The sequence below is a fragment of the Thalassospira lucentensis genome, assembly GCF_032921865.1.
Lineage (GTDB): Bacteria > Pseudomonadota > Alphaproteobacteria > Rhodospirillales > Thalassospiraceae > Thalassospira > Thalassospira lucentensis_A.
Map to the genome: position 1 here is coordinate 128,622 of NZ_CP136683.1, position 19,788 is coordinate 148,409.

Consider the following 19,788-nt stretch of genomic DNA (forward strand, 5'->3'; position numbering starts at 1 on the left):
TAGCGGATTACTCGCGTGCGCATGTCTATTTCCAGCCTCAGGAGATGTTTATCCTGGCTGACGCGACTTCATTTACTGAAATAAAATGGCATAATATCTTCGATCTCTAATTATAAAAGGGCCAATGACACATCTGGCTTAGAATAACAATTGGAAGCAGCAGCCAGCGAATGCTGGCCGTTCGGAGGAAAGCGATGACTAATCTAATGCGTAACTTAAAAATCTCGACAAAAGTTTTCGGAGGCTTTGCGCTCATCCTGTTGCTTCTGGCAACCGTTGCCGTGTTAGGCGTCGTTTCCATGAGTAGTGTGGGGACAGACTTTACGCGTTACAGAGAAGTTGTTCTCCAATCAAATCAAGCGGTCCGTGTGCAGGAGAAGCTGTTGGAGGCACGGGTGGCAGTTAAAGATTATCTATTAAGCAATAGCCCTGAAGATGCCCAAATAGTACTTGATATGCTCGACACGACTAAGCTGTTGAATCAAGAACTAGGGTCTTTACTGTCCGAAGGAAACCGAAAAGAGGCCTCGAGAGTAGTTTCAGATAACTTGACAGCATATTCTGAATCTTTTGAAGAAATCGTTTCGCTCTCGGTTTTTGATCCAGTACGTGGCGATTTGGTTTCCAATGAGTTAGAGCGTATCGGGCCGATTGTTGCCAGTGAGTTAGAAGACCTCAAGCTTGACGTAAAAGCAGAGCAAGATGAGATCGGCCCGCGCGCTGCTGCTGCATCTAAAAGATCTGTTTTGATCAGCGAGATACTAGCGGGTGCTGCAATCATCATTGGTGTAATTTTCGCGTGGTTAATTGGGAGGGGCATCTCTCAACCTATCGTGCAAATTACTGAAGTGATGAAAAAGTTAGCTGCGGGGGACAAAGAAGCAAATGTTCCAGGTGAGCATCGTGGAGATGAAATTGGAGAAATGTCTCAAGCAGTATTGGTGTTCAAAGAAAACATGATTCGTGCTGATCAGCTTGCCACGAAAGAAGCTGAAGCGCTAAAATTAAGAGAAAAACGAGCCGAGAAGATAAGCGAACTTACCGCCGAGTTTGACAGTGAAATGGCTTTTGTGCTCAAAGCCCTCGTAACTGCGGCCAAGGAAATGCAATCGACTGCGACTGGAATGACCAATACTGCAGAAGAGACAAGTCGGCAAGCTGGGATAGTTGCGACAGCGGCCGAACAGGCCTCGACTAACGTTCAAACAGTAGCGAGTGCAACTGAAGAGTTAAGCGCTTCGATTAGCGAAATAAATCAACAGGTGGGGCAGTCATCCACGGTTGCAGCTCGAGCCGTTGTAAATGCGGAAGAAACGAATGTCCGGGTACGTGGGTTGGCGGATGCAGCGCAAAAGATTGGTGACGTTGTTGGACTGATTAGCGATATTGCCGAGAAAACTAACCTTCTTGCTCTAAATGCGACGATTGAGGCTGCTCGTGCTGGTGACGCGGGTAAGGGTTTCGCTGTGGTGGCTGCAGAAGTCAAGAATTTGGCGACAGCGACATCAAAAGCAACTGATGAGATTACTGCGCAGGTTTCAAATATCCAAAGTGAGACTGATGGTGCGGTTGAGGCAATCGCTGCAATCTCTTCCACTATCTCGGAGATTAGTGAAGTTTCGGCAGCAATTGCAAGCGCTGTTGAGCAACAGGGAGCTGCTACACTCGAGATCACTCGCAACGTCCAAGAAGCCGCTGGGGGTACCACCGAAGTCACTAGTAGTATTATTAGTGTGAATGAAGCTGCGGTTTCGACAGGTGGAGCAGCTGAACAAGTATTAGATGCTTCGGGCAGTTTATTACATGAAACAGACAAATTGCGTGAGAAAGTGCAAGCATTCCTGAGTTCTGTTCGAGCAGTCTAACTGTCAAACATCCTTTCGAAGTGTCAGGGCCGAGATAAAAGTTATTTGAGTGATATCCGTTGCTTGTGATTCATTTGTCTTTGTCATGGAAATGGCGGGGTGAGCGCCCTCGACTTACCTTCAATCAGTTCAGTGCGCAGTGCTGTCAGTAATGATAAAATCAGTCTCCGGATCATGCTGTAAGAGGCGGGGATAACTGACCGCGCCCAAGGGGGCAGGAAGAGTTTTCCTCCATAATAGATTAGCGCAATGGCAAATATAATCCCGAGGGCCATGGCAATCGCATGTAACGCCGGAACGTATTTTTCCGGGACAAAAGCATCAAGGAGATCGACCGAAATATGACTTCCGAGCCGGATGCCGATACTGATACCCACGAAGCTCACGACAATGATTGCATAGCCAACAATTGTTTCAATCTAGAGACGGAGCATTATACCGGTTATGAATGATACCCGATGTTCAACCTGATTTTCTTTTTTGTTTCATGATGAGAGTGACTGCATGTCAGTCTGATTTCAAAGGTGTTGTTTTGAGCACGCTTAATGGGCGATTTATTGATTGTACAGACCTCATACCTGGGGTGTTTTGTGATCGGGGATTTATTGACAATACCGTCAATAAATCACACATTGGTTCAGCTGATACCGAGTTGGTTCTATCTAAAGCAATCACCTCTCAATTAGAGAAGCCGCCTTTGATCCAGACTAACCACCTGGTAGGCGGCTTCTTGCGTTTTAGAAAGGTCAGCGCGCCAACGGATTTTCTGCAGTAGCCTATCTAATTGTCAGCAGATAACCGAGACGAAAAGCTTTGCAATCCTCCACGCAAAACGTCCGATAGTTTCTCCCACACCCCGTTTGAGGAAGGATGATTGAGAGCTCCATTCTCAGAAAATTTGAAAGGCAGCACAATGTAGATAAGCTGATTGCGCTTTAATAGTGCAGAAGAGAGCTGATCACTTACATTTCTTCACTATCAAAATGCTCAAACATGAATAGCAACAGCTCCCGAATTTGCATTATTTAGAATATTATTCTCTCAATGCGTCCGCGGAATCAGACAAGCATGCCTTCTAAACAGCCAGACGATAATCGCCGTCGCAAACCAATGCGTAACGGACGGCGAAAAACAAAAACAGTAGGACCTCACCCAATTGATCTTCATGTCGGTAGAAGATTGCGCGAGCTCCGCATGCTTAACGGTTTCGGGCAGACAGAAATTGCTAAACTTTTGGGTATTACTTTCCAGCAGGTTCAAAAGTATGAGCGGGGAACCAATCGAGTAAGTGCATCAAGGCTATATGATATTGCCCAAGCACTCAAAGTTCCGGTCAGTTATTTCTACGATGACATACCACGCGATCTTACTGACAAGTCTATTGCTCAACGCAACAAGATTGTTACTCAACTCTTCGTTTCTCGTGAGGACCCTATGCAGCGGCGAGAAACTTTAGAACTTGTACGCAGTTATTACGGTGTTGAGGATGATGTGTTGCGTGAACGGATATTTGAACTGATAAAATCGATCTCGAAATACAACAGCAGCAAAACAGACAGGGGTATCTGAATAGCTAGCCGATACGACGGAGTTCTCAACGGATCAAAGCGATCCCGAAAACTCCGTTTGATACGATCACTAGGGCGTCCGCATCGGATAAATCAAGTTAAATAAAAAAAGCGGCGCAACCTAAGTCACCCGCTCCAATTCTCTTGCTGCAGGGTTTTCTCGCTAGCACGAGGGAACTGATCCCGCAACTCACACTATGACTAATATAAAAATTATATGGTGCTGTTCAATTAAATTCGTATGTGAAACTGAATACTGTCTTCACAACGAAAATTTGAGTTTCACCCGTACCATTTTGGCATTCTCATATTTTCCGACACAAGTTCTCATATTTAATTTTACAGTCTCATATTTTGTGTTCATTTACAGCTGACAGTTTATTATCCGGCCTTAGCTCTGCGCCATAACAAATTGGCGTTTTGACTGTTTGGCAAGAAGAAGCGGGCTCTGACAAGATCAGAGCCCGCCTGGTACTGATCAGGCAGCTGCCCAAAAGCCATGGTAGCGAGCCCCCGCAACCACTCTTTCCGATCCGTCGAGTTTTGAGATATAGACTCGACGGATTCGCGAAACAAGAGAAAAAGTTCGGGGACACTCCTCAAAAAGAGGAGACGGCATTTCCGAGTTTTAGTTTTTCCTGACTTTTCAAGAACTTAGGTAACAAAAAACCCGTCGGCGGCAACCAACGGGTCTTTGAAAAGGCTTAAGCTGCCTCAGTCCGAAATCTGAGTTTCAGTTTAGGTAACGGGATCGCTTTGTCAAGTGCAAATGCGAGAGTAAAGCTCAGCCGATACCAAACATGACATCCCTTTATACATACGCCGAAACCCGCAAGGTTGCAGCACTGTCCGCACCTGCCGGAACATCTGCAGTTGCCCGCTGGCAATGGGTGCAGAGCGTAATATTCGCTCACGAGGATCTTAGTACTTCAGAGATCTGCGTTGCCGTCGTTCTAGCATCGCACGTCAATGACAGAACCCTGGCCTGCTTTCCCAAAATTGAAACCATCGCCTGCGAAGCTGGGTTATCAGAGCGCAAGGTGCGACAGGCACTTAAACGTCTTGAACTGCTTGGTCTGATCCGGCGTCTGGTACGGAGTGCCGGACGGCTGCGCAACCGCAACGCCTATCAGCTGGTCGGGCTGGGAACCAAACCGGCAGCTGGTTCCATTAAACCGGCATCAGATTCCGGTGTTAAACAGGCATGTGGTACCGGTTCCAATATGAACACGGATAAACATGATAACACGGATGAGAAGGAACAGGCCCATGCCACAAGCGGCACGGGGGCTGTCATCCTGCCGTCCGTCGATGATCAATGTCTGCCCCTGGCAAGAGAGTGGCAGCGCCTTTGTGCCGAGCCCTGGACGCTGGCCAATGCCTGTTTGCGTGTGCATGAGGCGATTGACCGTATCGGGTTTGATGCCGTTCAGCAGGCTTTGGAAGAGGTTAAACGACAGGGAAAAAGGCCTTCACGGCTTGGTGTGCTGGATATTCTTGATGGGTTGGTTCCCGAGGCGTCGATAGTGATAGATGAGAACGTTTTGAAGGCTGTCTGCGATCCAACCGATCCACCTGAATGGCACGAGATATGCCAAGTTGTTGTACAGGCTGATATTCCCGGTTGTCGCAATCCACGTCTTTGGCTGTCGCAGATCCGTGCGGTTCTTCGTGACAGCACAATCGACTTAAAAGCCGGGAGCCGGTGTGTTCAGGACATCGCGCGTAATCATTTGATGCCGGTGATTGAGGCGGTTGCTGAACGCCGGGGATTGCTGATCGGAGATGTGTCATACGTGAGCTGATGATGTCCTCTGATTATGATCCAGTGTCGTTTACGGGCCGCTATGCTCGATGGAAAGGCATACGTCACCTTGCAGCTTTGCTCCCTGCAGTCCTCAGCTTTAGTCCATATGGCGTGAAGGGTCAGGCCATCATGTCTGAGGGCGGGATAAAGGCCATCGTCATCCCAGGCGCCTGAGCCCGCAAAGGCTGCCCTTTTGGCCCACATCTCATCAATGAAGACCAGCTTTTTTGGAGTTATACGTTTCTGATATGTGCGCCACTGTCGACGTCTGAATGCAATATCAGGACGATCCTGCTTGCTGGCGAAAACGTAATTTTTTAAGCTGATCCATGTTCCGCTCTAACAGCCCGTCGCCAACGGTCGGCAATGCGGACGGCCGGTGTCCACCGGGGCTGACTGGACGGCGGCGTCCTTACAGACTGAGGGCCTACAGCCTCTTCACCGCCGCTGAGGCGCTGAAGCCAAAGTGCGCCGAGGCACCTCGGGGGGCTCGTGTTGCCTTGCAAAACGCCATCAATCAAGCGGTCGCGTAAATCCTGCTCCAATGCATTCGGTATTTAGACAGGCCTTCTTACCCAGTCTCGATCGTGAAGCACAACAACTTTAAAATTGAACCAATCTCTTACAAGCAGACTCTAGTAACGGAAGTTGCCCGGATCGCCCCGCATTATCACCATAGAGAACACATAGCCAATGCCACGGGCCGATTTCAGCGGCAAGCTGTGTCGTGTATCAACAAACTTCTGTCGCAACCGAGATATGATGACATCGAGGCTTCGGTCTTCTCCGTCGGCAGGTTGCTTGCCGAGTTGGAGAAACAAAGTATCACGTGTCACAGGTTTCCCCGGGGCTTTTGCTAACGCGGCAACAATCGCATATTCAGCTGCCGACAAGCGGACAGACACGCCATCGGGGGCCTTCAGGGTCCATCCGGAGGCATCAAAAACCCAAAGATCACTATCTGGGTGTGGAGATGTGCTGACACGTTGAGAAAGGTTCCGGATCACAAGTTCAAGTTCCCGAACGTCGAGCGGTTTTTCCAGATAGCTGTCAGCGCCGAGTGTCAGGCCGAGGATGCGGTCATTTACCCCGCGCTGCGCAGTCGCCATAATCAAACCGGCATTCGTTTCGCGGCGCAAACGTTCAACGGCTGCCAGACCGCTTTCTCCGGGCAGGTTGATATCGAGAACGATAATATCTGGTGTGAAAAAGCCGATAAGGTCGGAAAGTTCTTCAATCGCTCCGACGCCCTCGACCTCCATACCGCGTTTCGACAAAAAACGACCGACAGGAATACGAAAATCTTCTTCATCATCGACAATGATGACTTTGATCGTCGGGCTGAAGTCATTCATGTTTCATATCTCGGGATATTATTGTCACTTATCGATGGAAAATCGGCAACGCGATGCGCACAATCGCGCCTGTGTCGGCAAATTGCGGTGAATTTTTCATCTGATTGCGATTTGCAATATCAATCGTGCCGTCATGCAACGTGATGATTCTGCTGCTCAGGAAAAGTCCCAAGCCCGTACCGGGTTTTTGAAGGGCGTTTGGGCCACGGTAATATTTGTCAAAAATGCGATCGGCATCTTCGTCTGCAATGCCTGGTCCGTCATCAAGCACGTAAATCACCAACATTTCCGAATGAAGGGTGTTCAGCTCGCCCATAATACGGACACCATCGCACGATTTGGCATATTTACAGGCATTGTCGATCACCGAAGATAATGAAATCGGGAACAGAAATGCATCGGCATTGATCCTAACCGGTTGATCGGGCATCCAGTCGAGTCTGACATCATATTCACCAGCCAAGCTTTCAAGAACTTCATGTGGATCGATCTGTGTTTTCCGCGTGATCTGCGAGGTTGACGCCAACCATTCGTCAGAAAGACACCCTTCGACAAGGTTTGCCAAACGACGCGTAGAACGCCGGATGCGGGAAATCTCGTCGGCGGATTCTTCATCACGCTTGTCGATATTATCTGCAATAACCTCACTAGATGCGGCAATAACACTCAAAGGTGTTCGGAATTCGTGCGAAATCATAGCCAGAAAATTGCGTTGCTCACATAAGGCCGTTTCTGCAGCGTTGCGTGCAGATTCAATCTCGCGAACCTGCAACCGTAACAGGTTGCTTAATCTTTCGGCGACCAAGATGGGGACCCCGCTTGCGATGCAACCGGCAAAAAGCGAGGACCACAGATAATACATCGCCGTGATATCGCCCGACCACAATGTCGGGCCGGACAGGGTATCGGAAAAAGCCACCGCACCTGCCCGGGTAAAGTTGACCAATGCATTCAAGAAAAATGCCCCCATAACAAGATTTACGGCTAGGGATGCCCGCAGCTTCCCGCCTTGGCGCGTTTGCATTAAAGGCAGTCCTGCCAAGAAGGAGAATCCGCCGATAGACAATGCCGAAATAATAATCCTGCCCCGTAACAGGTCATCTCGGCTATGGGTCAGAAAAAGCAGTAGAAATAATGTAAAGGTCAGAAAAACAAGCAGCCTGACCGGTGGTTTCTTGCTGGCAAACAGACTGCTTCCCGCCGCAATGGTCGCAACGCCTGCGGCAATAAGGGTGTTGCCAATAACAACTGAAACAAACAAGGGAATGCCGTTCCGCAAGAACACCAAGGCACATCCTGCGGCCAGAATGCTCATGCCAATAGCCCAATAGGAAAGTCCTTTGATCTGATGATGCATCCACCACAGCACGGATAAAAGAAGAGCAGAAAATACCAAGAAGGTAATAACCATCAGCATCAATGTGCGGGCATCAAGCGCCATTCCAATATCCATTTCCCAAAATGTGATGCTTGCCACGGCTAAAGCATAATCTCCGAGTTTAAGAAACTCTACTAAATAAAATGACAGTATAATGTCTTCTCAATATAGTAAATTCAATCATCTTATATGTAATAATAAAAATTCAATCTGAAGTTATATATTTTCCTAATTTATGATAGTGAAAATTCAAGTTAACATTCAATCAAAACTCAATTGAGTCGACGAAAAGATGATTTGTTACAAAATGTTGCATTTTATTACTTTTTATATCGTTTAAATTTCCTGTTTTTCTTGGTAGCCAGAATAAAGTTTTTGCTGCTGTGATAATTCAGCCTCAGCAGAAATGACGCAGTTTTGAAAAAAACACGGCAAGTTTGAATGTCGGGGAATTCCAACAAAGCCAAGAATTTCGTTTTGGCACTCTCTCCAGCCAGAATCTTCACGACGAAGAACAATCCGCTTCTTCTCATTGAAGCTCTGCGGCTTTTCGTTGACACCGACGAAAAGCCGCAGACCGGTAAAAAAAAACATGGACAGACAGGAAAACCCCGATCGGTTGTTCAGACGGTCGTAATGAACGTGTCTTGGGGATACTACCGATGAAGAATACATGGCCTACCACCGGTTTGCACCACCGGTTGCTGCTTGGCACGTCAATCACCGTGCTTGGCCTCATGTCGTTGTCACCCGAAACAGCACTGGCTGCGAGCTCGTGCGCGGATCAGAGCGGGAAGACCATCTCCATATCCGAAAACTGTGCCGACTGGAATTCGGGGGATCTGGATATTTCATCCAGCGGGAGCATAAGCTCGTCAATTTCAGGGGGAGGATCTGCTGCTTCAGCCATCAGTCTTTCCGGGAATGTCGGGAACTTGACGGTTGATGGATCTGTGAACGGCACTCAGAACAATGCTCTCCGGACCGTTGGACATTCAATTGGTTCAATCATCAATAACGGGACCATAGAAGGCCGCAACAATGCTATTTTTCTTGATGCAGGCAGTAGCATCACGAGCGTTGTCAACAATGGTACATTGAAGGGCGGTACCTATTCTATCTATACGCAAAACAACACCGTGACGATCGGATCGATTACCAATACCGGAATAATTGCCGGGAATATTGAATATTCAGCCGCAACCGGATTAACCATTACAGGCGGCACGACCGAAGCCGATTACGGACTGTTAACCGGCGGGGATGGAACTGACAAGAGTAATATCGGTTCTGTTGGCACTGTTACACATACCGGTGCCGATCTGACATTTGATGCAGGCCATATCTGGCTTAACGACAACATTAATGTCGGCGGCAATGCTGTCAAGGTCAACACGGCCACCGTTAAATTATCGAATGCGGTTTCAATAACAGGCGACTACACCCAGACCGGTGGCGGCCTGGTGTCCCAAGTCACGAGTGGCAGCCAGTACGGCAAGCTTAACGTGAGCGGCACAGCCAACATCAGCAATACGACCCTGGTTCTTCAGGGGAGCAATCTGGCGTCCGGCACCTATACCATTGTTGGGGCCGGTACTGGAAATTACACGATCACTTCGGCTTCGGTTGTTGGCACCAGCGGCGCAACGGCAACCGTTGGGACAGTTGGCAATGATCTGGTAGTAACCGTAACTGGCGGAGCTTCCGGCGGAACGGGCAAGTATACCCCGAAAGGCAAGGCTGCAGGTGGTTCAGCTGCTTCGTTTGGTGGTGTGCTGGATCAGATTAATGGCTTGAGTACCCCGCAGGCGCAAGCCTTCCAGAGCGAGGTTCTGGCAGCGATTGATAGCCTTCCGTCTGACCAACAGGGCAAAGCCATCAAAAAATTGGCACCGGCAAATGCGGCAAACACCATCCAGATGGCATCGCAATCGACATCGGTTGTGCTGGATGCCGTGCAAGCCCGCCAGCAGTTGGTTATGGGAGGCGATAACGGATATTATGGCAGCACGGGAAAGGCCGCCGGTGACGGCACAGCAACCCGTGCAGTTTGGGGGCAGATACTTGGTGGATCGGCCAGCCTTGATGGCAATTCCGAAAATGACGGCTTCAGCAGCAAAAGTTTCGGTCTGACATCGGGAATCGACCAAATGATCAGCCCGAACTTTCTGGTTGGTGGTGCGCTTAGCTGGTTGCGTTCGTGGACAGACGGCGAAAACGACTCAAGCGGTTCAAGCCAGCGTCTGGACAGCTATCAACTGACCCTTTATGGCACCTATAGGCTGGACCGTCTGGCCGTTGACGGGCAAATCGGCGCGGGCTGGAACCAGTTCGACCAGACACGTAACATCGATTTCCTCGGCAAGACGGCCAGTGCCGGTTACGATGGTCAGCAATATATGGCGCGTGCCCGGGTCGGATATGACCTGTCGGTGGGTGGTAATACAACATTGACGCCGTTTGCCGGATTACGCTGGCTTCATGCGCGCAATGAATCTTACACGGAAACCGGTGCAGATACGGCAAACAATTCGGTCAACAGCCTTAGTAACGACAGTGTAACCCAGGAACTGGGGACGTCTGCGGCATGGCAGTTCGATACGGATTACGGTGTCCTTTCGCCAGAAATCTCGGCCGCGTGGGTGCACGATTATACCGACAGTTCGATGAACTCGACCGGTCAAATCGGCGGCGTGGCATATTCGCTGGAAACCGAAGGACTGCCGTCCGACGGGGCGCGCCTTGGATTTGCGCTGTCACTGGCAACGTTTGACACTACTGATCTTCGTTTTGAATATGACGCCGAACTGCGATCCGGCTATCAAAGCCAGATCGCGGCACTTAAGGCAAAGTGGCGCTTCTGATCCTTAAGATGCTTACTTCAAACAGCGGCTTCCGGGCCGCTGTTTTCTTATGTAACTTGATTGCAAGTTGACAGATTTTTGTGATCATATCCAACGCTTTGCGTATGAGAAAACGACAGGAATTGATGAATATACAGGCCCATCGCCTTGGCGGCGTGTTCATTCTGCTGACCATGCTTTTGGGTTGTGCGACACCTGCCAGCCGCACGGCACTACGGGACACATTGATCCAAAAGGCCGGATGGAAGACAGAGCTACTTTCTGCCGGAGCATTTGATGTGTTTTCCGTCCGAACAACATCGCGGAACGGTGCAGTATTGACGGTTTATCTTGAAGGTGACGGGTATGCATATATGACGCCAAACCGGATTTCACCTGACCCGACCCCGATCAATCCGCTTGCCCTGCGACTGGCAATTGCCGACCCGGGAACAGGGCCTGTGGCATATCTTGCAAGGGCGTGCCAATATGTCATGCCTGATCACGGGCGGAATTGTGCCCGTCCATACTGGTCATTCAAGCGTTATGCGCCTGAAATTGTCGACAACGCCAATCTTGCGATTGATGCCCTCAAACAAAGGACCAGCACGACCAAGATTATGCTGGTGGGTTATTCCGGCGGCGGTGCGCTTGCCGTTCTGGTTGCGGCGCATCGTGACGATGTTGCGGGCATCGTCACGGTTGCAAGCAACCTTGATCTTGGCTATTGGACGCGACGAGATGATTTGATGCCGCTTGAGGGCTCACTGGATCCTGTCGATTTTTCCGACCGTGTCGCCATTATTCCCCAAGTTCATTTTTCGGGCGCGCTGGATACGACCGTTGGGCCGGATGTCACGCGAGCTTATATGTCACTCCTGCCACAGGACGCCCCGGCTCGAATGATTACTAAGCCGACGTTTGATCATTCCTGCTGCTGGGCCGTGTCGTGGCCAGAGCTGTTTAAATCGACGGGCCTGCAAACATTTCGAGATTGACTCTTTAGTCACCATTTGGCGGAAAACGTTTTCACACGCTAAGGTCCAGCCTCATTCAAATCCAGCAACAGAGAAGCGCAGCAAGGCACAACGGGGCCTTGAAGTTTGCAGCTTGGTCGGGTGTCAGATAGAAGGCCAAGAGGCGGCAATACTGATTCACGGACTTGGGAGCTACGCGAGACCTTTGACAGTCCCAGCATGTGGGTATGAGAAAATTTGCCTTGCCCAGGAAGACGGTCACAAGCGATTACGTGATATGGTGCTTGATGCTGCTGTGCGCGGCAAATTATCCCTAGCTTTACAGCAAGGTTTTCGGTTTATCACAATAAGTGTGCCGTTTTTCCGGTAAGGACTAACGCCGCTTATCTGCTGCGATGATTGCTGAAAAGTCAAACATCACCTCGCAGGTCCGCTCCCAACATTCCTCAGCCTCATTCCAGATGGCGTGAATGGTCAGCCTGTCGATAATCTGGCGCATAGGGGCTACGGCTTCCGGATCGCGTGACCAGGTTTCCAGCTTTGCGATCAACGTTTTGTGGTGAGCGACAATCCTGTCGATGCTTTTGGGAGGTGTTGTCTCGGCCAGTTCCCGTTCACATCGGGAAATGTCGAGTTTCAGACGGTGAATCTGTTCCGATTTGTCGTCAAAAAATGCACGGATTTCGTGAGACCTGGCGTCGGGGCCCAAAGCATCGATGACCTTGTTTAGGCCAGTGCGGACAGCCTCAAGTTCTCCCTTCAGTTGCTCAATTTCACGTTCCAGTTTTGAGCGTCTCTTTTCTATTTTTCCACTGTCGAATTGCGCCATGATCATATTGCGATCAAGTTTGCTGATGGCTTCAATGACGAGCGTGATAATCTGGTCATAGTTGAGGCTTCTGTTGGGGCACCCTTTTGTTTTGCAAGAGTAGTGTCGGGCATAGGTTGCAACAATCGGTTCGGCGGCGTTAACACCGTCGCCCAGAAGGAGTTAGACAACAACTTTTTCAAGCTTCGCCTCTGGCAGATGCCCGACCTTCTTAGAGCTTTGTTTCGCACCTATGGCGAGCTCTCAGACGAGACACGCGCCAAGCTACCCCTGAAGCAGATTTGGGCACCGATGACGGGGGGAACGTGATGAAGTTGACAGCTAAACCTTTGGAACGCCTTACCGGGATTATAACCGGAGACAACAACGTCAGTCCGTATAGAAGCGGTCCACAGCTAGTCGACTTTTTCCATGATTTTGGTGAGCGTGATTTGTATGGTCAACCATATAGCCAAGCAGCGGTAAGAAGGTGCTGGCCCCGTTATCGATTACGACAACGCCATCTTCCGGGCCGGTCATGATCTGTTCGATCAGGGCATCGAAATAGCGCGGGTTGATCTCATCAGGTCGTTCGCCAAGGCGAATGGTTTCGACCGGAAAGGCCTTGTATCCGGCAAAGGTCTGGTTGACCGGATCGGTGTCATAGCAGTGAAGCGGGGTGTCGCGTTTGAGGTAATGCTGTGCGAGCAGGCTTGCGACAAACGACTTGCCGACCCCGCCCTTGCCCTGAAGGGTAAGATTAATCAACGCCATCGGCGATAACTCCATCTGAAATGATAATTTTGATGCCCAGCACATGGGCGAGGCGGAAAACATGTGCAGCAGGTAGATCCGTTCGGCCTGCTTCAAAGTCGCGATAGGTGTGTTCGCACACGCCAATGCATTCACCTGCACCAGCTTGGGTGAGGTGTTGGGCTTGGCGGGCTTGCCGCAGGCGGGTGTGAAGGGTGAGGTAGTCGGATTGCCAAGCGCTCATTGGGTGTCATCCTCGTCATAGGAGAACCCGTCCCAAGTGCGATCAAATTCTATTTGCTCTTCGGCTTTGAGCGTTGGCAGTGTGCTGGTGTGGATTGGATGTGCGTTTACAACTGGCGTCTGTCTGTTCAGATTGTTGGGGCGAACAGATTGTTTTGCCGCAGTGCTTGCCGACGATTTTGAAACATTGGAACGCAGTTGTTTAACCCGGTCATAAAATGACCGGCGGGACATGGTGACACGTCCCGAAGCACTGAGTTCTTCGTAGATTGTTCGGACCAGAATTCCTTGCTCGATCTTGCCGAGAATTTCATCTCGCAAAGCAAGGATTTCGATCTTCGCCTGACCCCATTCCGCTGGCATTAGCGCGTTCCTTGTCGCAGGTGTTAACCACTTGACAAGGATCGGAAATGTATGGTCTCAATTCCCTACCGAGTGCACCAAAATCTGATGTTTCTCGGGGAAAAGAATTGGGCAAACAGGTATGCCCATGCTTCCATCATGGCGTCAACTTTCGCCAGATGGTCCAGGTTGCGGGCATGTGCCTGTGCCAGCAGATTGCTATACCAGGGATTGCTGCCAGCATTCCACGCGTGCCTGGCTGTGAGATCCGCGGTTGTCTGAACCCGCTGCTGAGCATCAGCGATGAGGGCGGAAATCTGTTCGTAGGTGGTATTTTTGATTGATAGTCTCATTATTGGGTACTCCAAAGTTTGCTGAGGCAGGGAATCTGCTTCATTGTTATTTATGCTTCGGAGAGATTTTGGGTGCCTAAATAGGCTAATCTGGCAGCATTATCAGTTGTTCTGTCTGGATAAGTGACATTACACCCATAGGTTTCCGGCTTTCTCAAGCAACGAACCTTCTTAGATATGGTGCCTTCTCAAAGCTGTATTCTATATGGGTTCGCCATGCTGAACCCTCTTCAAGCGCCTCCTCATATGCATCTGAGAGATCGCCTGGTCGCGTCTCATGGAGGATTTCCATCAGAATGCCCGCCTGCAGAAGGTCTTTTCGTGATTTCAGAATGCCCCGTTTGTCACGTCGTGACGCCACGATGAGTTTGTGGATCGCATATCGTTCCGGCCGGGGGACCTTCACGAGAATGCCGTCGCGATACAGCAAGGCTGCATCTATAGCGTCTCTCAAAAGGAAGTTGAGATAGTGAAGTGATTGCGCATTTACCTGCAGCGCTTCAAGATATTTGACATGCTCTGCCTCATCGAAACACGGTGTCAGAAACTCTACTTCCCGAACCGCGCTGTCTATGTGATTTATCCAACGCCAGGGTCGGGCTTCATCAAGAGATGGGGCCGGATTATACCCAAGAGATGTGAGTGCTGCGGGAATGTCGGGAATGGCGACATCATCAACAGCAATCGAAAATCGCTCGAAACCGGCAATATCGAGATCCATCGTACCGATTGCATCGCCTGAATTGAAGCGGACGCCAAGCTCCAGCTCATAGGCTCTGAAGGCATTGGTCCCGATCAGTGTACCTCCCAGGCGAAAAGTGCCTGAGGCGGACAGGGCTGAGAGAACTTTTCCAGTGGAAACGTCAGGTGAAAGAACCCGCTCTGTTCGAAGTTTCTTGACCAGGGATGAGCGAGCTTTTCTTCGTATCTCGCGTTTTTCCTTCAGTTCATTCAAGCCTGAAAGGCGTTCGAGGAGGGCATCTGTTTTCAGGCCGATGAATTTCTGGACCGTTTTGCTGCCAAGACGGTAATTGTCGTAGAGATAGGTCCGGTTTCCCTTATTCTTCTCAATAATTGTTCCCTTGATATCGGCTACTTCTTCATCAATCAGAAGGGAAAGAAGGTCGTAATACCAGCCCTGGGCTGCCATTGAGAGACTTGAGTAATGCGCCATGACCCTACCTTACCACACGAAGAATAGTTTGTGTGGTAAGGTAGAGTTGATTTGCTGCTATGGCAATACCACACAAAAAAATTTTTGTGTGGTACACTTGGCTAGCTGCACCGGGATAGGAAGAGCAAGGCTTTACTCTTGGCATTTTGCTGAGCGGCAAGAAGATCTCTACCAGTACCCGTAACGCGGTGCAGGGGCTTGCATCTTCCCTTGCGTGAATAGATGAACCCACGAACCGAGGTTGGTCTGGTACTAAAATCTGGCACGTTGATCGTGCTACTGCCCATTTATGGCACGCGAAGCGGTAACTCCCGACAGGTCAGCGCAGACCTGTTTAATGATCATTTCTAGAGTCAGTGGCTGATCGTCGTGCAACCCGGCTTCTACAGCATCTATGAATTCTAGCCCCAGCATACGCAATGTTTCGTGCGCAACCTCTGTGCAGGCTCGCATCAAAGAGCTGATTCTCGCTACTGCCGGTGTCCGTAACTCTTGCTGAAGATGCGCATAGTCATCGATATCATTTCGCAACCTGCTGTCGATCAATATCGGTGCGAAAAAAGTCGTTTTCAGTTGTTGCAGGTCGGTTCCCCATGGCAACTCAAGCAAAGTATCCAGCTCATAGAGGGAAGCGATGTCCAACTTAACGAGAGCCTTTACAGGCGTACCGGTTGCCTTGATCTGGTCAAACACACGCATCCGAAAAGAATCCCAACCACGGGTGAGTACGATCGCGGCGTCTGCGGCGAAGATGGTGTTCTTATAGTGCTCCATCTTCTCCAGTCTTCGTGAGACATCGACAATCAAACAGTCAAGCCCGAGAGTGCCGCGCCCCGCCTCAGCCAGAAGTACATTGAGCTCGGACAAGTAATCCTCCTGCTTTTGCTTTACCCCTTTTGGAGCTGTTCGAAAGAGGGATACTCCGATGCTCCAGCGTACATCAATCGGATCACGTCCAGCGTGATAGCAGTTCGTGCGCAGTCCAAACTCGGACAGCAGGTGCGCGAGCGTTACTGCAAACGGACTGACTCCTACGCCACCATCAGTCCCACAGACCATGATGACTTTGGTTTTTGCCGGTTTCTGAGCGCAAGGCAAGGCAGCCATGATATGCTGTTTGAGAAGCAGTTTCAGATGGGGAGGGACTGGTGCTGTTCCAGATAACCAGCGATGTGTCGTGGACCTGGAGTGCGTTCCTTCAAGTTGAAGGAGTTCTGTCAAGTCGCTGGGCTTCCAGCCAAGGAAAGAGAGGGCTGCTCTCAGAACTTCTGCATCAGTCATAACTCATCTCCGGCACGTGATTCTTATCGCATTAGACACGGCAATGTAGATTTATGAAACAATTTTATGACAAAAAATGTACTGTCGTTGCGCCCTGCAACATCGCGCAAATGGATTTGTGCAGTTGGGGCGATCATTAAGGCAATGATGTCGCAATCTGCACAGGGGCGATAAATGGTCAGAGCAGTTTGATCTGCTTATCGTCGGTCAATCTTGCATTATCCCCGTTCCGCATTATATATTCCGATGTATCGGACGAATTAACGGAGTTGCTCGAAATGAGCCAGACGGAGTTACTTAAGCCAGCTGAAGCAGCTATTGTGGCCGGTGTCTCGGTACGGGACGTAAACCGCGTCATTGATGAGCATATTCTGCCGGAAAGAATCACCGTTCGAAAGCGGGGGAGATTTATCCGATCGAATTCCTGTTTTTTGATCTCGTTTTACTTTCAGAGCGCTGATGATCTGACTGCAGAAGCGCGCCGGGATGCAATTAGCAAGATTCACAGCAGGTTCGAAAAAGTGTGGACACATTTTCCCAAACAGGAAGATCAGCCTCTGATCGTGGAAACACGCTATCTCAGAATTGATTTTCAGCCTTTTCTGCAGACCAGCAGCGAACGGCTTGCAGAATTGCAAAAGATCAAGAATGCAATAGTGGTCGATGCAGAAATACTCGGTGGCATGCCGGTATATGCCGGAACCCGTATCCCTGTGCATAATGTTGCGGCGTCCCTCAGGGAGGGGGCAACAATCGATGAAGTGAAGGAAGCCTACCCTTCACTATCCGGGGAATTGATCAGACTTGCGCCACTATATGCCGATAGCCATCCAATCAAGGGGCGACCTGTTCTTCTAAAGAAAAAAAATAGCCTCATTCATGAAAAGACGACCTTGTCGAGCCTGAATGGATGAAATTTCTGATTGATGAATGTCTGAGCCCGTGTTTGGCAAACCAGGCAAGAAACGCCGGTTTTATAGAGAGCACACATGTAAACTGGCGCGGGTTTCAGGGCAAAAAGGATTGGGAATTAAAGCCCGTCATACTTGAAGAAGACTGGACATTTGTTACCCATAACTCGGTGGATTTCCGGGGGCCGGTATCAAAGCCAGGAAGCAAAGGCCAATATGCTGGCGTCGAGCTGCATGCCGGTCTGGTCTGCCTGAACAGCAAAGCCGGGATGAGCCTCAAACTGCAGAAACTGCTGTTTGAGTATGCCCTCGGTCAATTCAAAACTAAAGGCATAACCGATCTGATAAATAAATGCGTCGAGGTGGACTGCGATCAGAGTGCTGATACTGTGCAGTTTCAATTATACGACCTGCCATCGATTTAAAAGTCTTTGTTGGTCAAGAGGATTCCTGTTTGCGGTAAGCTGGATCACTTCACACTGATCCATAAACATGCCCCAAGGAATAAAAAGACGCCGCAGAATATAAGGGAATAAAGGTTAATTGAAAACCAGTGAGAAAGACCTGTCCTGACTGGTTTTGCCTTAAACTTGTTCCACTTAGAATTCAGGTCATCAATTTCATTCGTGTTCAGAGACAGCCTGCGTTTCTGCTCGTTGTTGACCAGACTAAGCCGCATCAGGCCAACAGGGAGATCATGGATCGTGATGGTTGACATGTTTTCCGGTTTGATCAGGTCCCTGACCAGAATCTCGCGCATGACAGGTTTTCCGTCTTTATCATCAAAGACCAGCCCGAATTTCCCATAAAACAGCTTGCGCCGGGCTACCGTGTCCGGATCCGGATCGAAGATATCGATCGCTGAAACTTTTGCCTCAGGCCATTCCTGTGCCCAGTCAATGATCCGGTTCATCAAGCAGGTACCAACGCCATGTCCCCGCAGTTCAGCGGGATCAAGAAACAGGACATTGGCGACCAAAGACAGGGTATTTCGATATGCAATATAGTGCGCGTCAAAATACTCATACTTGATCGGTCGTTCATACCGGTTCCTGCTGACATCTGCATAGCGAAGGCAGAGTTTGCTTTCATAGAGACTGCCGTCAGATGCATTAAACCGCTCTTCGCGCGGATTTACATGCAGCATCCATTTCCCGGATGCAGGATCCTCAGGATCTGATGGGGCGACAGAAATCAGAAAGTCCGGATGAGGGATGTAAGGGGTGAGCAAGAAGGTAAAATCCATTCTGGAAGGTTAAACGACTGCAAGTAAGCTGATGTCAGGCCTCAAAGCCTATGGTGAAGGAATTTTCATAAATATTTATGGCCGGACTTTCAACCTGTACGGGATACTGTACTCACCAATGAAACTGTTTTAATATGATGGTGTGCGCAGCCAGCAGGGGGGATACTGTGGACAATATTGAGCACCAGACTATCAATGTGAACTGTGATAGTCGAAGGGATGTTATTGATATTCTTCAAAGGGCTTGGCAAACCCTCCGGGAGCAACGCATCGGAGGCTCTTTGGAGGACATGTGCTGGGATAGCTTCAAGCGCGCAGAAAGTTTCCATCCGAGCTTGGGGATGAACCCCGGTTTGGCATCAAGTGTGTTGGCACCTTGCAATCTGGCGCTTGAGTATGTGGAAACGCCATGATGGGAAAATACCGGTACATGGTAAATGCAAAGCTAGCCCCTGTTTTAACAATAACATTGTTAACACTCTCTGCCTGCGCAAAACCGATAGATGAGCAGGAGGCGCTTGAGGCAATTTCATGTCTCGAATTTCTGGGGCACGCGCAAGGTGCCGCCTATCGTCATGAGATCAGGTATTCACAAAAATTCCTGCTTGAGCAAATGGGCAAGATTGCCTCCTACCTTCCAAAATTGGATACAGAAGTGGAGACTTGGGAGCAGGCGCGAATTGACCAATTTTTGCAACGGATCGATCAGGCGAAATTACGTGGCAAGGAGATGGCAGGAGAGGCGATGGCGCATAACTGGTCAAGACGGCTGGATCTTGATCGCATAAGGTCATGTAACAAAGTAATGGATGGGCTCTAGGCATCATCCATACTCGCCAATGAAACTGCTTTAATGTGATGGTGTACGCAACCAGTAGGGGGGG

21 protein-coding genes are annotated in these 19,788 nt (G+C 49.6%); 9 read left to right on the forward strand and 12 right to left on the reverse strand.

Translation table 11 applies throughout. The features are described 5' to 3' along the window. Positions 1–194: 194 nt before the first annotated feature. Complete coding sequence (locus R1T41_RS00640) at positions 195–1,865, forward strand: methyl-accepting chemotaxis protein (RefSeq protein WP_063086832.1); 1,671 nt, start codon at positions 195–197, stop codon at positions 1,863–1,865. Between the two features lie 83 nt (positions 1,866–1,948). On the opposite strand, the gene R1T41_RS00645 is transcribed toward R1T41_RS00640, so the two are convergent. After that, positions 1,949–2,284 (reverse strand): TRAP transporter small permease, encoded by a 336-nt coding sequence (locus R1T41_RS00645; RefSeq protein WP_082822652.1) that lies wholly within the window; start codon positions 2,282–2,284, stop codon positions 1,949–1,951. Positions 2,285–2,933: 649 nt separating this feature from the next. Here R1T41_RS00645 and R1T41_RS00650 point away from each other — a divergent pair. Beyond that, positions 2,934–3,434, forward strand: a complete 501-nt coding sequence (locus tag R1T41_RS00650; RefSeq protein ID WP_223304932.1) for a helix-turn-helix domain-containing protein — start codon at positions 2,934–2,936, stop codon at positions 3,432–3,434. Between the two features lie 799 nt (positions 3,435–4,233). After that, positions 4,234–5,238 carry a helix-turn-helix domain-containing protein gene (locus R1T41_RS00655; RefSeq protein WP_317336901.1) on the forward strand — a complete coding sequence of 335 codons (1,005 nt, stop codon included), beginning with the start codon at positions 4,234–4,236 and terminating at the stop codon, positions 5,236–5,238. 637 nt (positions 5,239–5,875) lie between these two features. On the opposite strand, the gene R1T41_RS00660 is transcribed toward R1T41_RS00655, so the two are convergent. From R1T41_RS00660 to R1T41_RS00675, 4 genes are all read right to left on the reverse strand, one after another. Next, positions 5,876–6,595, reverse strand: coding sequence for a response regulator transcription factor (locus R1T41_RS00660; protein ID WP_317336902.1), 720 nt, complete (start codon positions 6,593–6,595; stop codon positions 5,876–5,878). Between the two features lie 28 nt (positions 6,596–6,623). Further along, entirely contained in the window at positions 6,624–8,036 is a 1,413-nt protein-coding gene (locus R1T41_RS00665) for a sensor histidine kinase (RefSeq protein WP_317336903.1), read from the reverse strand. Between the two features lie 273 nt (positions 8,037–8,309). Next, complete coding sequence (locus tag R1T41_RS00670; RefSeq protein WP_317336904.1) at positions 8,310–8,648, reverse strand: hypothetical protein; 339 nt, start codon at positions 8,646–8,648, stop codon at positions 8,310–8,312. Positions 8,649–8,757: 109 nt separating this feature from the next. Further along, a complete protein-coding gene (locus tag R1T41_RS00675) occupies positions 8,758–8,883 on the reverse strand; it encodes a hypothetical protein (protein WP_317336905.1) in 126 nt (41 codons plus the stop codon). Positions 8,884–9,112: 229 nt separating this feature from the next. Between R1T41_RS00675 and R1T41_RS00680 the strand changes: the two genes are divergently transcribed. Then, the gene (locus R1T41_RS00680) at positions 9,113–10,837 is read left to right on the forward strand and encodes an autotransporter domain-containing protein (RefSeq protein WP_317336907.1); all 1,725 of its coding nucleotides are present in this window, start codon (positions 9,113–9,115) and stop codon (positions 10,835–10,837) included. A 125-nt stretch (positions 10,838–10,962) separates the two neighbouring features. Continuing rightward, positions 10,963–11,814: a dienelactone hydrolase family protein gene (locus tag R1T41_RS00685; RefSeq protein ID WP_317336909.1), complete on the forward strand. Its 852-nt coding sequence runs from the start codon at positions 10,963–10,965 to the stop codon at positions 11,812–11,814. 352 nt (positions 11,815–12,166) lie between these two features. On the opposite strand, the gene R1T41_RS00690 is transcribed toward R1T41_RS00685, so the two are convergent. The 4 genes from R1T41_RS00690 to R1T41_RS00705 form a co-directional block, all read right to left on the reverse strand. Further along, complete coding sequence (locus tag R1T41_RS00690) at positions 12,167–12,622, reverse strand: hypothetical protein (RefSeq protein WP_317336910.1); 456 nt, start codon at positions 12,620–12,622, stop codon at positions 12,167–12,169. Between the two features lie 369 nt (positions 12,623–12,991). After that, entirely contained in the window at positions 12,992–13,375 is a 384-nt protein-coding gene (locus tag R1T41_RS00695) for a hypothetical protein (protein ID WP_317336911.1), read from the reverse strand. Continuing rightward, positions 13,362–13,598 (reverse strand): helix-turn-helix transcriptional regulator, encoded by a 237-nt coding sequence (locus R1T41_RS00700; protein ID WP_317336912.1) that lies wholly within the window; start codon positions 13,596–13,598, stop codon positions 13,362–13,364. Before R1T41_RS00700 ends, R1T41_RS00695 begins: the two co-directional genes overlap by 14 nt. Beyond that, the gene (locus R1T41_RS00705; protein WP_317336914.1) at positions 13,595–13,960 is read right to left on the reverse strand and encodes a hypothetical protein; all 366 of its coding nucleotides are present in this window, start codon (positions 13,958–13,960) and stop codon (positions 13,595–13,597) included. Before R1T41_RS00705 ends, R1T41_RS00700 begins: the two co-directional genes overlap by 4 nt. A 47-nt stretch (positions 13,961–14,007) precedes the next feature. Between R1T41_RS00705 and R1T41_RS00710 the strand changes: the two genes are divergently transcribed. Then, positions 14,008–14,283, forward strand: coding sequence for a hypothetical protein (locus R1T41_RS00710; RefSeq protein WP_317336915.1), 276 nt, complete (start codon positions 14,008–14,010; stop codon positions 14,281–14,283). 163 nt (positions 14,284–14,446) lie between these two features. Here the strand turns inward: R1T41_RS00710 and R1T41_RS00715 are convergent, their stop codons facing one another. Then, on the reverse strand, positions 14,447–15,466 hold the full coding sequence (locus R1T41_RS00715) for a GSU2403 family nucleotidyltransferase fold protein (protein WP_317336916.1): 1,020 nt from the start codon (positions 15,464–15,466) through the stop codon (positions 14,447–14,449). A 276-nt stretch (positions 15,467–15,742) separates the two neighbouring features. Further along, positions 15,743–16,747 (reverse strand): hypothetical protein, encoded by a 1,005-nt coding sequence (locus R1T41_RS00720; RefSeq protein WP_317336917.1) that lies wholly within the window; start codon positions 16,745–16,747, stop codon positions 15,743–15,745. Between the two features lie 278 nt (positions 16,748–17,025). Here R1T41_RS00720 and R1T41_RS00725 point away from each other — a divergent pair, with 278 nt between their 5' ends. Together R1T41_RS00725 and R1T41_RS00730 are read left to right on the forward strand one after the other, a co-directional pair. Beyond that, positions 17,026–17,661: a DUF433 domain-containing protein gene (locus R1T41_RS00725; protein WP_317336919.1), complete on the forward strand. Its 636-nt coding sequence runs from the start codon at positions 17,026–17,028 to the stop codon at positions 17,659–17,661. Further along, positions 17,658–18,083, forward strand: coding sequence for a DUF5615 family PIN-like protein (locus R1T41_RS00730; protein ID WP_317336920.1), 426 nt, complete (start codon positions 17,658–17,660; stop codon positions 18,081–18,083). The genes R1T41_RS00725 and R1T41_RS00730 overlap by 4 nt, the downstream gene beginning before the upstream one ends. A 44-nt stretch (positions 18,084–18,127) precedes the next feature. Here the strand turns inward: R1T41_RS00730 and R1T41_RS00735 are convergent, their stop codons facing one another. Beyond that, positions 18,128–18,889 carry a hypothetical protein gene (locus tag R1T41_RS00735; RefSeq protein ID WP_317336922.1) on the reverse strand — a complete coding sequence of 254 codons (762 nt, stop codon included), beginning with the start codon at positions 18,887–18,889 and terminating at the stop codon, positions 18,128–18,130. A 424-nt stretch (positions 18,890–19,313) separates the two neighbouring features. Here R1T41_RS00735 and R1T41_RS00740 point away from each other — a divergent pair, with 424 nt between their 5' ends. Continuing rightward, the gene (locus tag R1T41_RS00740; RefSeq protein ID WP_317336924.1) at positions 19,314–19,724 is read left to right on the forward strand and encodes a hypothetical protein; all 411 of its coding nucleotides are present in this window, start codon (positions 19,314–19,316) and stop codon (positions 19,722–19,724) included. Positions 19,725–19,788: the final 64 nt, after the last annotated feature.